The organism is Niallia sp. M35 (genome assembly GCF_050971705.1).
Lineage (GTDB): Bacteria > Bacillota > Bacilli > Bacillales > Cytobacillaceae > Niallia > Niallia circulans_A.
The window spans coordinates 65,049-79,950 of the sequence record NZ_JBPCEP010000014.1 but is presented as its reverse complement, the minus strand read 5'-3'; the positions used below and the strand labels follow the sequence as shown (position 1 = coordinate 79,950).

At 36.8% G+C, this 14,902-nt stretch carries 15 protein-coding genes; 14 read left to right on the top strand and 1 reads right to left on the bottom strand.

What is annotated here, in order from left to right; all coding sequences use genetic code 11:
- Nucleotides 1-12: 12 nt before the first annotated feature.
- The 10 genes from buk to NiCM35_RS19400 all read left to right on the top strand — a co-directional run bounded on the left by buk (nt 13) and on the right by NiCM35_RS19400 (nt 9,700).
- On the top strand, nt 13-1,104 hold the full coding sequence (gene buk / locus NiCM35_RS19445) for a butyrate kinase (protein ID WP_433780597.1): 1,092 nt from the start codon (nt 13-15) through the stop codon (nt 1,102-1,104).
- Nucleotides 1,105-1,110: 6 nt separating this feature from the next.
- The gene (gene lpdA, locus NiCM35_RS19440) at nt 1,111-2,535 is read left to right on the top strand and encodes a dihydrolipoyl dehydrogenase (RefSeq protein ID WP_433780595.1); all 1,425 of its coding nucleotides are present in this window, start codon (nt 1,111-1,113) and stop codon (nt 2,533-2,535) included.
- Between the two features lie 75 nt (nt 2,536-2,610).
- Nucleotides 2,611-3,603, top strand: coding sequence for a thiamine pyrophosphate-dependent dehydrogenase E1 component subunit alpha (locus NiCM35_RS19435; protein WP_047941355.1), 993 nt, complete (start codon nt 2,611-2,613; stop codon nt 3,601-3,603).
- Between the two features lie 15 nt (nt 3,604-3,618).
- On the top strand, nt 3,619-4,602 hold the full coding sequence (locus tag NiCM35_RS19430) for an alpha-ketoacid dehydrogenase subunit beta (protein WP_047941108.1): 984 nt from the start codon (nt 3,619-3,621) through the stop codon (nt 4,600-4,602).
- Between the two features lie 25 nt (nt 4,603-4,627).
- Entirely contained in the window at nt 4,628-5,881 is a 1,254-nt protein-coding gene (locus NiCM35_RS19425; RefSeq protein WP_123257898.1) for a dihydrolipoamide acetyltransferase family protein, read from the top strand.
- Nucleotides 5,882-5,983: 102 nt separating this feature from the next.
- Nucleotides 5,984-6,424, top strand: coding sequence for a BrxA/BrxB family bacilliredoxin (locus NiCM35_RS19420; protein WP_433780593.1), 441 nt, complete (start codon nt 5,984-5,986; stop codon nt 6,422-6,424).
- Nucleotides 6,425-6,787: 363 nt separating this feature from the next.
- A complete protein-coding gene (locus tag NiCM35_RS19415; RefSeq protein ID WP_433780591.1) occupies nt 6,788-7,573 on the top strand; it encodes a transporter substrate-binding domain-containing protein in 786 nt (261 codons plus the stop codon).
- A gap of 118 nt (nt 7,574-7,691) precedes the next feature.
- Nucleotides 7,692-8,351, top strand: coding sequence for an amino acid ABC transporter permease (locus NiCM35_RS19410; protein ID WP_095332885.1), 660 nt, complete (start codon nt 7,692-7,694; stop codon nt 8,349-8,351).
- The gene (locus NiCM35_RS19405) at nt 8,344-9,066 is read left to right on the top strand and encodes an amino acid ABC transporter ATP-binding protein (protein WP_163186073.1); all 723 of its coding nucleotides are present in this window, start codon (nt 8,344-8,346) and stop codon (nt 9,064-9,066) included. Before NiCM35_RS19410 ends, NiCM35_RS19405 begins: the two co-directional genes overlap by 8 nt.
- Nucleotides 9,067-9,193: 127 nt before the next feature.
- Nucleotides 9,194-9,700 carry a L,D-transpeptidase gene (locus tag NiCM35_RS19400; RefSeq protein ID WP_095332889.1) on the top strand — a complete coding sequence of 169 codons (507 nt, stop codon included), beginning with the start codon at nt 9,194-9,196 and terminating at the stop codon, nt 9,698-9,700.
- A 42-nt stretch (nt 9,701-9,742) separates the two neighbouring features.
- On the opposite strand, the gene prli42 is transcribed toward NiCM35_RS19400, so the two are convergent.
- Complete coding sequence (gene prli42 / locus NiCM35_RS19395) at nt 9,743-9,856, bottom strand: stressosome-associated protein Prli42 (RefSeq protein WP_235973367.1); 114 nt, start codon at nt 9,854-9,856, stop codon at nt 9,743-9,745.
- Nucleotides 9,857-10,050: 194 nt separating this feature from the next.
- Here prli42 and NiCM35_RS19390 point away from each other — a divergent pair, with 194 nt between their 5' ends.
- From NiCM35_RS19390 to gnd, 4 genes are all read left to right on the top strand, one after another.
- Entirely contained in the window at nt 10,051-11,172 is a 1,122-nt protein-coding gene (locus tag NiCM35_RS19390) for a tripeptidase T (RefSeq protein WP_123257895.1), read from the top strand.
- A gap of 160 nt (nt 11,173-11,332) precedes the next feature.
- Complete coding sequence (locus tag NiCM35_RS19385) at nt 11,333-11,800, top strand: chemotaxis protein CheW (protein ID WP_047941099.1); 468 nt, start codon at nt 11,333-11,335, stop codon at nt 11,798-11,800.
- Between the two features lie 73 nt (nt 11,801-11,873).
- Nucleotides 11,874-13,139, top strand: a complete 1,266-nt coding sequence (locus NiCM35_RS19380; protein ID WP_095332893.1) for a DNA polymerase IV — start codon at nt 11,874-11,876, stop codon at nt 13,137-13,139.
- Nucleotides 13,140-13,280: 141 nt separating this feature from the next.
- On the top strand, nt 13,281-14,693 hold the full coding sequence (gene gnd, locus NiCM35_RS19375; protein ID WP_047941097.1) for an NADP-dependent phosphogluconate dehydrogenase: 1,413 nt from the start codon (nt 13,281-13,283) through the stop codon (nt 14,691-14,693).
- The last annotated feature ends 209 nt before the right edge of the window (nt 14,694-14,902 follow it).

Below are 14,902 nucleotides of genomic sequence, written 5' to 3'. Positions count from 1 at the left end.
GGGCTTATAAAAATGAGGAAATATCGCATATTGGTCATAAACCCACGGGCAGGAGAAACCGAAATCGCCTTATATGAAAATGAAGTTCCGATTATTGTAGATGATTTACACCATGATTCCAATAAATTGCTAGAATTCCCTTCGATTGTTGCTCAATATAAATATCGATCAGATGAGGTTTTATCTTATTTAGTAAATAAAGGAATCAACCTTTCCAAATTGGCAGCTGTCTGTGGAAGAGGCGGGCTGCTTAAACCGATCGATGGTGGAACTTATTCGATAAATGCTGCTATGCGGGAGGAGCTGTTCGCTCAAACAAGAGGAGAGCATCCTTCCAATTTAGGAGCGCTCATCACTTATGACATTGCTGAACATTTAGAGATTCCTTCCTATATAGTTGATCCAGTTGTTGTCGATGAAATGGACGATATTGCGAAGGTTTCTGGATATCCGAGCATTACAAGAAAAAGTGTTTTTCATGCACTTAATCATAAAGCAACGGGAAGACGAGCAGCGATGGAGTTAGGCAAAAAATATGAAGAAGCACATTTGATTATTGCCCATCTTGGGGATGGAATTACAATTGGTGCACATGCAAAAGGAAAAGTAATAGACGTCAATAATGGTTTAAATGGGGAAGGGCCATTTAGTTTGGAACGGTCTGGTACTTTGCCTCATGGTGATTTAGTTGATTTATGCTATTCAGGTAAATTTACATATGAAGAAATGAAGCATCAATTATTGTATCATTCTGGAGTGAAATCCTATCTTAATAAAGTGCCTGAAGGTTCTTTTGACATAGAGGAAGAGCTTGGTAAACGAGATAATCCCAATATTCTTATTTACGAGGCGTTAGCTTATCAAATTGCTAAAGAAATTGGCAGTGCGAGCACCGTGCTTTTTGGCAAAGTAGATGCCATTATCCTGACAGGTGAACTGGCCTATAGTAACCGTTTTGTAAAATTAATTATGGAACGTGTTAATTGGATTGCAGATATAATGGTATATCCAGGTGAAAACGAACGTCAATCTTTAGCAGAAGGTGTTTTAAGAGTATTACGTAAGGAAGAGAGACCAAAAGAATATGGGGAAAGAGAGGAGTGAAGATAGATGGCTAAAGAATATGATCTTGTCATTCTAGGAGGAGGAACGGGTGGTTATGTTGCAGCGATCCGTGCTTCTCAATTAGGTTTAAAGACAGCAGTGGTTGAAAAAGGAAAATTAGGTGGAACGTGTTTACATAATGGCTGTATTCCAAGTAAAGCGTTATTAAGAAGTGCTGAGGTTTATGCAACAGCGAAAAAAAGCGAGGAGTTTGGAATTATTTCCTCAGATATAAGATTAGATTTCAATCGGGTGCAAGAAAGAAAATCCACCATTATAAGCCAGCTTCACAGCGGTGTTCAGTATTTAATGAAAAAAGGAAAAATTGATGTTTATGAAGGAAATGGAAGAATAATGGGACCATCCATTTTTTCCCCGATGCCAGGCACTATTTCGGTTGAAATGAATAATGGAGAAGAAAACGAAATGCTGATTCCGAAACATGTAATCATTGCAACAGGGTCCCGGCCAAAAAGCTTACCTGGCCTAGAGATTGATGGTTCGACTGTCATTAGTTCAGAAGAAGCGCTGCAAATGGAAAAACTTCCTTCGTCCATTATAATCGTTGGCGGGGGAGTAATAGGGGCTGAATGGGCCTCCATGCTTGCTGATTTTGATGTGAAAGTAACTATTTTAGAATATAGTGACCGATTGGTGCCAACAGAGGATAAGGAAATCAGTAAAGAATTACAAAGAATTCTCAAGAAAAAAGGAATTCAGATCGTAACGGGTGCTAAAGTACTTCCAGAAACCTTACAGAAGAATGTGGATAAAGTAATCATTCAAGCAGAAAAAAATGGTGAGACCAAGTCCTTTGAAGGGGAAAAGCTGCTAGTATCTGTAGGCCGCATAGGAAATGTAGAAGGAATTGGTCTTGAAAATACCGACATTGCGGTTGTTCAAAATCAAATTCAAACAAATGAATACTATCAAACGAAAGAATCACATATTTACGCAATTGGTGATTGTATAGGAGGATTACAGCTTGCGCATGTTGCCTCCCATGAAGGGATAGTCGCTGTGGAGCATATAGCCGGTGAAAAACCACATCCACTGGATTATAAAACAGTTTCTAAATGCATTTATACAAGTCCTGAGATTTCCAGTGTCGGATATACAGAAGAAGAAGCAATTGAGCTTGGATTTACGATTAAAAAAGGTAAATTTTCCTTTAAAGCGATTGGAAAAGCGCTTATTTTTGGAGAACAAGATGGATTTGTCAAAATAATTACAGATCAAGAAACCGATGATTTATTAGGTGTGCATATTATAGGGGCCCATGCAACAGATCTTATTGGAGAAGCTGCTCTTGCCAAAGTGCTAGACGCAACAGCTTGGGAAATTGGGAATACAATTCATCCCCATCCAACATTGACAGAGGCAATTGGAGAAGCAGCCCTTGCTGTTGAAGGGAAAGCCATTCATGGTTAATAAAGAAATCAAAAAATAATGTCTAGCTAAATAGGGGGAACAAACATGAATCAATTAGGAGGTAATAGTATGACAATGGTTCATAATCGCCATTTAGAGGCGGGATTAACGGATGATCAAGTATTAGAAATGTATGAGCAGATGCTCCTCGCCAGAAGAATTGATGAAAGAATGTGGTTACTAAATAGAGCAGGAAAAATTCCTTTTGTTATCTCTTGTCAAGGGCAAGAAGCAGCCCAGGTAGGAGCAGCATTTGCCTTCGATCGGGAAAAGGATTACATGCTACCATATTATCGTGATCTGGGTGTTGTATTAACCTTTGGCATGACACCGAAGGAAATAATGTTATCGGGCTTTGCGAAAGCAGAAGACCCAAACTCAGGCGGAAGACAAATGCCAGGACATTTTGGGCAGAAGAAAAATAGAATTGTTACAGGTTCATCACCAGTAACGACTCAAGTACCTCATGCAGTGGGAGTTGCTTTAGCTGGGAAGATAGAAAAGAAGGATTTCGTAACCTTTGTCAGCTTTGGAGAGGGTTCTTCTAATCAGGGAGACTTCCATGAAGGGGCCAACTTCGCTGGTGTGCATAAGCTGCCTGTTATTTTTCTTTGTGAAAATAATAAATATGCGATTTCCGTTCCAATTGAAAAGCAATTAGGATGTGCAAATGTTTCTGACCGTGCAATTGGTTATGGCATGCCGGGATACACTGTAGATGGAAATGATCCAATTGAAGTGTATCGAGTGACGAAAGAGGCGGTTGATAGAGCAAGAAGAGGCGAAGGGCCGACTTTAATTGAAACGATTTCTTATCGTTTAACTCCTCATTCTTCTGACGATGACGACAGCAGCTATCGTGCGCGCGAAGAAGTCACAGAAGCTAAAGCAAAAGATCCATTATTCACTTTTAAAGCGTATTTGCTTTCTACAGGAATACTAACTGAAGAAATGGATCAAGAGTTAAATAAGAAATTGGCAGATGTGATCAATGAAGCAACGGATTATGCAGAAAAAGCACCATATGCACAACCAGAAGATACATTGAAATATGTATACGGGAATTAAGGGGGAAACAGAAAGATGCCAGTAATATCCTATATAGATGCAGTAACTCAAGCCATTCGGGAAGAAATGGAGAAGGATGACAAAGTATTTATTCTTGGAGAAGATGTAGGAGTAAAAGGTGGAGTTTTTAAAGCGACAACAGGTCTGTATGATCAATTTGGAGCAGAGCGAGTAATAGATGCACCTTTAGCGGAGTCGGCAATAGCTGGGGTAGGAATAGGAGCTGCAATGTATGGCTTAAAACCAATTGCCGAAATGCAATTTGCTGATTTTATAATGCCTGCTGTCAATCAAATTGTTTCAGAAGCAGCAAAAATAAGATATCGATCTAACAATGACTGGACTTGTCCAATTGTTATTCGTGCTCCATATGGAGGAGGTATTCATGGTGCGCTTTATCATTCTCAATCTGTAGAAGCTATGTTTGCTAATACACCAGGACTAAAAATTGTTATGCCTTCTACACCATATGATGTCAAAGGCTTGTTAAAAGCGGCAATTCAAGACCCTGATCCGGTATTATTCTTTGAACATAAGCGTGCTTATCGATTAATTAAAGGTTTTGTTCCAGAAGAAGATTATGTGTTACCAATTGGTAAAGCAGATGTAAAGCGTGAGGGCGAAGATATAACAGTCATCACATATGGTTTATGTGTCCATTTTGCCTTGCAGGCTGCTGAAAAGTTAGCAGAGGATGGCATTTCTGCACATATTTTAGATTTGCGAACAGTTTATCCACTCGATAAAGAGGCTATTATTGAAGCCGCTTCTAAGACAGGAAAGGTTCTGCTAGTAACAGAGGATAACAAAGAAGGTAGTGTTATTAGTGAAGTTGCAGCAATTATTGCAGAAAACTGCTTATTTGATTTAGATGCACCAATTATGCGTCTAGCGGCTGAAGATGTTCCGGCAATGCCATATGCACCAACAATGGAAAAATTCTTCTTGGTAACACCAGAAAAAGTCGAAACAGAAATGCGCAAGCTCGCAGAATTTTAAGTCGTACAACAAGGAGGGAAAAAGAATGCCGATTGAAAAGATAACAATGCCTAAACTAGGAGAAAGTGTAACAGAAGGAACAATTAGTAATTGGATTGTTGCTGTAGGGGATGTCGTAAATAAATACGATCCTCTTGCAGAAGTAATGACAGATAAAGTAAATGCAGAAATTCCATCTTCTTTTTCGGGAACCATTAAAGAACTTCTTGCAGAAGAGGGGCAAACACTTGAAGTAGGGGAAGTAATTTGTACCATTGAAGTAGAAGGGGACGATACGCAGGTAGAGAAAGAAGTAAAAGCGGAATCGAAAGAAAAAACTGAAGCACCTTTAGCTGATGCTGCTACAAGTCAAAAGGCAAGATATTCACCAGCTGTTTTACGCCTTTCTCAAGAAGCGGGAATTGACTTAACGCTTTTAACTGGAACAGGTGCAGGGGGAAGAATTACTAGAAAAGATGTTCAAAAGGCAATCCAAGAAGGAATTCCCCAAGTTAAAACAGAAGAAAAAAGTTCTGTTAATGGAATAGTTGAACATGCTCCTCAACGAGAAACAATCGTACATAATGTGCCAACAAGTGCAGGGGATAAGGAGTTTCCAATTACGGGATTAAGAAAAGCAATTGCTAACAATATGGTAAAGAGTAAACATGAGATTCCTCATGCCTGGACAATGATCGAAGTGGACGTTACCAAACTGGTTCAATACAGAAATAAAGTGAAAGACTCCTTTAAAAAAGAAGAAGGCTATAACTTAACATTCTTTGCTTTCTTTGTTAAAGCCGTTGCGCGTGCATTAAAAGAATTTCCGCAAATTAATTCGACTTGGGCAGGCGATAAAATTATCCAGAAAAAAGAGATTAATATCTCCATTGCTGTTGCGACAGAAAATGCACTGTTTGTCCCAGTCATCAAAAATGCGGATGAAAAGTCGATAAAAGGAATTGCCAGAGAGATTACAGAACTTGCAAACAAAGCGAGAACAGGCAAGCTTACAGTTGATGAAATGCAAGGCGGCACATTTACTGTTAATAATACCGGATCATTTGGCTCCATTCAGTCAATGGGAATTATCAATCATCCTCAAGCAGCGATTCTTCAAGTGGAATCAATCGTGAAGAGACCAGTTATTAAAGATAATATGATTGCGATCTCTGATATGGTGAATTTATGCATGTCTCTTGATCACCGTGTATTAGATGGTCTTATATGCGGAAGATTCCTTCAGAGAATCAAGGAAATATTAGAGACAACGTCAGAGGAAACAACACCAATATATTAAAGACTGTAATGAATAAAGAAGTTTTGCAATCAAATAAATTGAAAATGAATACTTTTTTTATAATAATGTAAAAAGAAGATATTTCATAAAAGGAGCGAAACGATGAATATTGATTTTAATTTATTCATGAATGATGTTGTCCGTCAAGCACGCCAAGAAATAGTAGAGGCTGGTTACGAAGAACTTACAACAAAAGAAGCTGTAGATGAAGCATTATCCCAAAAAGGTACCACTTTAGTGATGGTTAATTCTGTATGTGGATGTGCAGGTGGAATTGCAAGACCAGCTGCAGGTTACTCTTTACATTATAAAAAAAGGCCAGATCAATTAGTAACTGTATTTGCAGGACAAGATAAGGAAGCAACAGAACAAGCCCGTTCATATTTTACAGGTTTTCCTCCTTCCTCTCCGTCTTTTGCATTAATGAAAGATGGTGAGCTTGTTAAAATGATAGAACGCCATGAAATTGAAGGTCATGATCCTATGCAAGTGGTAGAAAAACTACAAAATGCATTCGAAGAATATTGCACAGAAGTAAAGTAAGCTTGCTTTATTGATGATAATATTGCACCTTGAAAGTTAAAGTAAATTTGGCTTTCAGGGTGTTTTTTTATGGAAATAGAAGTTGGCAATGCTTTTTGCAGCAAGAAAAAAGATTAAAAAACGTGTACTAGATAAAATTAGCGACATGAAATTATCCAACTTTATTATTTATTTGAAAATTACATTTTTTCAGAATAGTATTTCATTTGATGAATTTGTATAAATTGTATTGAATAATTATTAGCATGTGTTAAAATTCATATTGTTGCATGAATATAAATTGAAAGACTATCTAATAATTTGCAACAAACTACTAATATTAATAGAGAATAAAAGCATAAGTATGTATAGGGGGATTTTAAGATGAAAAAATTATTAGCATTAATGCTGTTGTCTATAGTAGTCATTTTAAGTGCATGTGGCGCTTCTACTGATGAAAAAGGTTCAAACAGTGGATATGAATCGGCTGATAAAAAAGTACTTGTGATGGGAACATCAGCAGATTATGCACCATTTGAATACATCGATACTGCAAAAAGTGATGAGATTATCGGTTTTGATATTGATTTAGCCAAAGCACTAAGCGAAAAGCTAGGTTACCAAATTCAAGTGAAAGATATGGATTTTAGCGGGTTAATTTCTGCCTTACAATCTGGCAAAGTGGATTTGGTATTATCTGGTATGTCTCCAACACCGGAAAGAGCAGAAAATGTTGACTTCAGCGATGTCTATTTCACGGCAAAAGACTTAGTTGTAACAACAAAAGATAGCAATATTAAAACTGTTCAAGATCTTGATGGGAAAAAGGTTGGAGTACAACTAGGATCGATTCAAGAAGATGCAGCAAAAGAAATCGCTAAAACAGTAAAAGTTACAGTAGAGAACCGTGACCGTATTCCTCAATTAATTCAAGAAATTAAAGCAGGTCGTTTTGATGCAGCAATTATTGAGGATGTTGTTGCAAAAGGTTATTTAAATAAAGAAGATACATTAACATCTTTCCCGGCGAAAGAAGCGAATGAAGACGCTGGTTCGGCTATTGCATTTCCTAAAGGCAGTGACCTAACAGAAAAGTTCAATGCTGAATTAAAGAAAATGAAAGATAGCGGCGAAATTGATAAGTTAGTTGTAAAATGGTTTGGTAACTAAGAAAAGGTATATGTGGGGGATAGTTTAGGGCTGAATATGCCCTAAACATTTTCTTGTTTTTTAAGCTATATAATAGATAAAAACATCCCCCGTTTTTTTAGAAAGGATTGAGATAGTTATGGGCTTAGATTTCCAACAATTTATTCCTTCTCTCCCATATTTGTTAAAGGGAATCACTGTGACATTGCAAATTGTTGTGGTGGCAGGAATAATTGGTTTTGTTTTAGGTATTATACTTTCGATATTTAAACTTAGTAAGCTGCCAGTGCTTAGCTGGATTGCTGCTATTTATACATCAGTTTTTAGAGGAACGCCCCTTGTTCTTCAATTAATGATTATCTATTTTGGTGTACCACAATTAACTGGTATCCAAATTGAGCCAGCTATTGCAGCAATTCTTTCCTTTGGTTTAAATTCAGCTGCTTATATTTCAGAAATTATTCGAGCTGGAATTTTAGCAGTAGATCGCGGCCAAAAAGAAGCTGCTATGGCGTTAGGTGTTTCCCCTAGGCAAGCAATGTTCGATTTAATTTTGCCTCAGGCTTTAAAGAACATTTTTCCAGCATTAATCAATGAAGCTGTTTCCTTAACAAAAGAGTCAGCTGTTGTTACTGTTATTGGTGTTACAGATATTATGCGTAGAGCTTATATAATGGGCGGCGAAAAATATGCATACTTGGAGCCAATGATTCTTGCCGGCCTTATTTATTACGTTCTAGTAATGATACTGACAACATTGGCAAAAGCAGTTGAAAGGAGAATGAGAAGAAGTGATTAATGTTGAAAATTTGCATAAATCTTATGGCTCTCTTCAAGTTTTAAAAGGGATAAATACGCAAGTAGAAAAAGGCGAAGTAGTAACGATTATTGGTCCTTCTGGCTCAGGAAAGTCTACCTTTCTGCGCTGTATTAACTTACTGGAAGTACCTACAAAAGGAAAAGTAATAATTGATGGTACGGATATTACTGATAAAAATACAAATATAAAAAGAATAAGAGAAAACGTTGGGATGGTATTTCAACATTTTCATCTTTTCCCGCATAAAACGGTTTTACAAAATGTGACATATGCACCAATCAAAGTAAAGGGACTAAGCAAGAGTGAAGCGGAAAAAATGGGTCAAGAGCTTCTTGCTAAAGTGGGGCTTGCCGATAAAGCGCATGTATACCCTAGCCGTTTATCAGGCGGACAAAAGCAAAGGGTGGCAATTGCACGTGCCCTTGCCATGAATCCAGATGTAATCCTATTTGATGAACCAACGTCAGCTTTGGATCCTGAAATGGTTAAAGAAGTGCTTGAGGTAATGAAGTCACTCGCAAACACTGGAATTACCATGCTTATTGTGACACATGAAATGGGCTTTGCCAGAGAAGCGGCAAATAGAGTTCTATTCTTAGATGGTGGAGTGGTAGTGGAAGATGCTCCTCCAGCTGAGTTCTTTACAAACCCTAAAACAGACCGCGCCAAAGAGTTTTTGGAGAAAATGCTATAAGAATGTTAAACAGGTTTCTTTGTCAATTAGATGAAGAAACCTGTTTCTTTTTGATAAAATGGACTTTCTATTCCGCATAAAGATACAACAATCACACAAACTAAGGAAAAAAAGAGAGTGTGATTGGATGTTGAAACTAGTTTTGTCTATTCTCTTAACAATCTCCCCCGTATGGCCGTTGGGGATAAATCCATTACCAGGAGATCCTTTTCTAATTATTAATAAAAAAACGAATCAATTAACCTTGATAGACGAAAATCGAGTGCAGACAACAATAAGTGTTTCGACCGGAAAAAAAGAAGATTTAACGCCAGAGGGTTTATTTACGATAACAGTTAAAGCCACAAATCCCTATTATCGAAAAAAAGATATTATGGGAGGAGATGAGGAAAATCCATTAGGGACACGATGGATTGGTTTTGATGCAAATAATACAGATGGAAGAATGTATGGGATTCATGGCACAAATAATCCAGGAAGTATCGGGAAATACGTGTCACAAGGCTGTGTACGCATGCAAAATGAGGCAGTGGAATCCATTTATGATTTCATTCCTTTAGGAACAAAAGTGTTGATTACCAATTCAGATAAAAGTTTTCCAGAGCTAGCGAAGGAATATGGGGCGATTGAATAAAAGCGAAGAAGTTTTATCCTTCTTCGCTTTCTTAATCTTAAATTAAAATAACATTCCAATTCCAATCAACAGGGTAGATGCAAGCATAACAAAGATCATTAAATATACAACAATCTTTTGTAATCTATTTTTCTTTTTCTTCATAGTATCCTCCATGTCTTAACCATTCTTATTGTCTATTTTACTAAGAATAACAGAATGGTACAACTATAAATAGATGGAATATTTGCTTGTGGGAATTTTTCGGTATTTATAAGAAAAAATGAGATTCCTCTCTTGTTATTTTTATTTGATGTTCTTTTTTTATAGGCGTATACTAATAATGTCACTAATTTTTGGAGGAACGAAAAATGATCAATCAAGAACGTTTATTAAATCAGTTTTTAGAACTGGTACAAATTGATTCGGAAACAAAATATGAAAAAGAAATCAGTATCGTACTAAAAAAGAAATTTGAAGAATTAGGCTTAGAAGTGATAGAAGATGATACTACAGCTATTACTGGTCATGGTGCAGGAAATTTAATTTGTACGCTTCCTGCAACGAAAGAGAACGTGGATCCTATTTACTTTACCTCACATATGGATACAGTAGTACCAGGCGTTGGCGTAAAACCATCCATTAAAGATGGATACATAGTAACAGATGGCACAACAATACTCGGCGCAGATGATAAAACTGGTCTATCTGTTATGCTTGAAATACTTACAGTAATCAAAGAAAATAATATTCCTCATGGAACGATCCAATTTATCATTACAGTTGGAGAAGAATCTGGATTATTAGGTGCAAAAGCACTTGATCCAAAATTAATCCAAGCAAAATATGGGTATGCACTAGATAGTGATGGGAAAGTAGGAAATATCGTTGTGGCAGCACCGACACAAGCAAAAGTTAAAGCAACGATTCTAGGAAAAACGGCTCATGCTGGCGTAGCACCCGAAAAAGGAGTTTCTGCTATTACTATTGCGTCAAAAGCGATCGCAAAAATGCCTTTAGGTCGTATCGATAAAGAAACAACAGCTAATATTGGCAGTTTTGCTGGTGGTAAACAAACAAATATCGTTTGCGACCATGTAGATATCCTTGCAGAAGCACGTTCATTAGTAGAAGATAAAATGCTTGCACAAGTAGCGAAAATGAAGGAAGCATTTGAATCGGCAGCTAGTGAAATGGGTGGACAGGCAATTGTCGAAGTGGATGTTATGTATCCAGGCTTTAAATTTGGAGAAGGTGACCATGTTGTAGAAGTAGCGAAAAAAGCGGCAGCGAAAATCGGCAGAAGCTGCGAACTACAACAAAGCGGTGGCGGAAGTGATGCCAACGTTATCTGTGGTTTTGGTATCCCAACGGTTAACTTAGCGGTAGGTTATGAAGAGATTCATACAACTAATGAAAAAATGCCAATCGAAGAATTAAATAAATTAGCTGAAATGGTACTTGCTATAATAGATGAAGTAACAGGTCAATAATTATATGATGGAGTTGTGGGTGTTTCCTTTTTAGGGAAGCACTCTTTTTAGTATAAATCAAACAAATGTTTCTATTTTTACTTGCATTTATCTAGAAAACAGAGGAAAATATTGTATAGGTAAATACTACTGTAAAATAGAATCTTTGGGGGGAATATAAATGGAAGAAAAGAAGGTTGTTATATTTAAAGTGGCAAACGGAGAATATTCCGTAGATGTTTCTTATGTCATATCAATTGAAAAGGAAGAGCAGATTACCCCTGTTCCTCAATTGCCATCCTTTGTCAGAGGAATAAGAAAAGTAAGAGACGAGCTTATCCCTGTTATTGATTTACAGATGGTTTTATATAATCAAAAAACAGAGGAAAATGAAAATAATAAATTAATTGTTGCACGAACAGAAGATATTTCGTTTGCAATGATTGTAAATGATGCAAAAGAAATTCTTGATATAAAAGACGAAGTAATAAAAGAAGTGGGCATTTCCGCTTATCAGAAAACAGAATATATAACAGGTGTTCTTAATTTAGAAAATCGTTTGGTATTAATGCTTGATCCAACTATTTTACTAGAAACACTTGAAGGTGTAAAAGAAATTAAAGACTATATGAAAAATCAGCCTGCGTAAGCAGTAAGGTTTGCGCTAAAAGCAGAGGAATAGAAGTGACTATAAATGATCTTAAAGAATTGGTGAAAGCAAAATGAAAGAATTTTATCCAAAAAAAGGACGAGTTATTTTACACGTAGATATGAATAGTTTTTATGCATCTGTTGAAATGGCTTATGATCCACAGTTAAAGGGGAAGCCATTGGCAATTGCAGGAAATGAAAAAGAGCGCAGAGGTATTATTGTCACTTGCAGCTATGAAGCAAGAAAATTTGGTGTAAAAACAACCATGCCTTTATGGGAAGCGAAGAAAAAATGTCCGGATTTAATTGTTTTGCCTCCAAATTTTGATCGTTATCGAACGGCATCTCTTGCGATGTTTCAAATTCTTCACGAATTTTCCGATATTGTTGAGCCTGTTTCCATTGATGAGGGATATGTAGATATTACGCATTGCCATGAGTTAGGAACACCGATATATATTGCAAGAACGATTCAGAAACGAATTTTTGAACGGTTAGACTTACCATGCAGTATCGGGATTGCCCCTAATAAATTTCTTGCCAAAACAGCTTCTGATTTAAAAAAACCAATGGGAATCACGATTTTAAGAAAACGCGATATTCCTAAAATACTTTGGCCGATGCAAGTAGAAGAAATGCATGGTATAGGAAAAAAAACAGGGGAAAAACTAAGAGCAATTGGCATAGAAACTATAAAAGATTTAGCAATGGCGCAGTCTATTCTTTTAAAAGCAACACTTGGCATCAATGGAATTCGTTTAAAGGAGAAAGCCAATGGAGAAGATAATCGACCAGTTGATCCAGAAGCTGCCAATGAATTTAAAAGTATTGGCAATTCAACAACATTGCCGCGCGATATAAAGAATCAGCAGGATTTATTCCAAGTATTGGCATCTTTAGCGAATAAAGTGGCTACAAGAATGAAAAGAAAACATGTACATGCTAATCATCTATCTGTAACCATTCGCTATGGGAACAGAAAAAACTATTCCAAGAGCAAAAAATTAGCAAATCCAATTAAATCAGAGGAAGAGATATTTCAGCAGAGCAAAGAGATTTTTACGACAGCATGGGATGGAAATCCTGTTCGTTTATTAGGTATAACAGCAGGAGATTTAATCGACAATAATATTGTAGTAAAACAACTTGATCTCTTTTCCTTTGAAAAAGAAGCAGAGAAAGAACCATTATGGACAGCAATAGATAGGCTGAAAGAAAAATATGGCGCTTCTATTATTGAACCAGCATCAGAAAGAAATAATATTTCGAAAAAAGAAGAAGACATTGGTACCAAAACTAGTTTTAATAAAGATTTTTTGCAAGGAAAGAAATTTTAGTTAAGTTATTTGTGACAAAAAAAATTTTTTTAAATAATCAAGAAAAGTAGTTGCATTTTAGTTGCATAACTTAAAAAATCTTGCTAAAGTTAAGTGAATTCTACTATAAGGATACATAGTTTAGAAGGGACGTTAGGAAAAATGACAAAACAGCAATTTGGTGTAATCGGTTTAGCGGTTATGGGTAAAAACCTTGCTATGAATATCGAAAGCAGAGGCTATACTGTTTCCGTTTTCAACCGTTCAAAAGAAAAAACAGAAGAAATGCTTAAAGAATCAGAAGGCAAGAATATTGTTGGAACATATACATTAGAAGAATTTGTACAATCTTTAGAAGTTCCACGTAAAATCATGTTAATGGTTAAAGCTGGTCCAGCTACAGACGCAACAATCGAGCAATTAAAACCTTTATTAGATAAAGGCGATATTGTCATCGATGGCGGTAACACATTCTTTAAAGATACACAAAGACGTAATAAAGAGCTTAGTGAACTTGGTATTCACTTCATCGGTACAGGTGTTTCTGGCGGTGAAGAAGGAGCATTAAAAGGACCTTCTATTATGCCTGGTGGCCAAAAAGAAGCATATGAATTAGTTGCTCCGATTTTCCGAGATATTTCTGCAAAAGTTAACGATGAGCCTTGTACAACTTATATCGGTCCAGACGGTGCCGGCCACTATGTAAAAATGGTGCATAACGGAATCGAATATGGAGATATGCAATTAATCTGTGAAGCATACTTCATCATGAAGCATGTTTTAGGCTTAGAAGCACAAGAACTTCATGAAGTATTTGCAGAGTGGAATAAAGGGGAGCTAGACAGCTACCTAATTGAAATCACTGCAGATATCTTTACTAAAGTTGACGAAGAGACTGGTAAACCTTTAGTAGATCTAATCTTAGATACTGCTGGTCAAAAAGGAACTGGTAAATGGACAAGCCAAAGTGCTCTAGACTTAGGTGTACCACTTCCAATGATTACAGAATCCGTATTTGCTCGTTTCATTTCTGCAATGAAGGACGAACGCGTAAAAGCAAGCAAAGTACTTTCTGGCCCAGAAATTAAACCTTTCACAGGTGATAAAGCAGCATTTATCGAATCAGTTCGTAAAGCTCTATACTTAAGCAAAATTGTTTCTTATGCCCAAGGTTTTGCGCAAATGAGAGAAGCGTCAGAAGAATACGATTGGAACTTAAACTATGGCGAAATCGCAATGATTTTCCGCGGTGGTTGTATTATTCGCGCTCAATTCTTACAAAAAATTAAAGATGCATATGATCGTGATCCAGAATTGAAGAACCTTCTATTGGATCCATACTTCAGTGAAATTACTGAAAACTACCAATCAGCATTACGTGAAGTAATTTCTGGAGCTGTCTTAAACGGTATTCCTGTACCAAGCTTTGCAGCAGCATTATCATACTTTGATAGCTACCGTACAGCAACTTTACCAGCAAATTTACTACAAGCGCAACGTGACTACTTCGGTGCTCACACATATGAGCGTCTTGACAAAGAAGGAATCTTCCATACAAACTGGATGGAAAAATAAGAATGGCGATAAAAAGCACACTACGATTTTATATGTAGTGTGCTTTTTTTTGAAGGAGAAGGTGGTGTTCATGAGATGGATGAACACCAAAAATAAGAGAGAGCAGAGGAAAAGAGGTGTTCACAAGGTGAATGAAAGCCAAAAATAAGAAAAGGAGGAAGAAAAGAGGTGTTCATAAGATGAATGAAAACCACAAATAAGAGGGGGAG

Bases quoted from the DNA above. Each gene is read 5' to 3' on its own strand.
- buk (WP_433780597.1), top strand. From the start codon at position 13: ATGAGGAAATATCGCATATTGGTCATAAACCCACGGGCAGGAGAAACC.
- lpdA (WP_433780595.1), top strand. From the start codon at position 1,111: ATGGCTAAAGAATATGATCTTGTCATTCTAGGAGGAGGAACGGGTGGT.
- NiCM35_RS19435 (WP_047941355.1), top strand. From the start codon at position 2,611: ATGGTTCATAATCGCCATTTAGAGGCGGGATTAACGGATGATCAAGTA.
- NiCM35_RS19430 (WP_047941108.1), top strand. From the start codon at position 3,619: ATGCCAGTAATATCCTATATAGATGCAGTAACTCAAGCCATTCGGGAA.
- NiCM35_RS19425 (WP_123257898.1), top strand. From the start codon at position 4,628: ATGCCGATTGAAAAGATAACAATGCCTAAACTAGGAGAAAGTGTAACA.
- NiCM35_RS19420 (WP_433780593.1), top strand. From the start codon at position 5,984: ATGAATATTGATTTTAATTTATTCATGAATGATGTTGTCCGTCAAGCA.
- NiCM35_RS19415 (WP_433780591.1), top strand. From the start codon at position 6,788: ATGAAAAAATTATTAGCATTAATGCTGTTGTCTATAGTAGTCATTTTA.
- NiCM35_RS19410 (WP_095332885.1), top strand. From the start codon at position 7,692: ATGGGCTTAGATTTCCAACAATTTATTCCTTCTCTCCCATATTTGTTA.
- NiCM35_RS19400 (WP_095332889.1), top strand. From the start codon at position 9,194: ATGTTGAAACTAGTTTTGTCTATTCTCTTAACAATCTCCCCCGTATGG.
- prli42 (WP_235973367.1), bottom strand. From the start codon at position 9,856: ATGGAGGATACTATGAAGAAAAAGAAAAATAGATTACAAAAGATTGTT.
- NiCM35_RS19390 (WP_123257895.1), top strand. From the start codon at position 10,051: ATGATCAATCAAGAACGTTTATTAAATCAGTTTTTAGAACTGGTACAA.
- NiCM35_RS19385 (WP_047941099.1), top strand. From the start codon at position 11,333: ATGGAAGAAAAGAAGGTTGTTATATTTAAAGTGGCAAACGGAGAATAT.
- NiCM35_RS19380 (WP_095332893.1), top strand. From the start codon at position 11,874: ATGAAAGAATTTTATCCAAAAAAAGGACGAGTTATTTTACACGTAGAT.
- gnd (WP_047941097.1), top strand. From the start codon at position 13,281: ATGACAAAACAGCAATTTGGTGTAATCGGTTTAGCGGTTATGGGTAAA.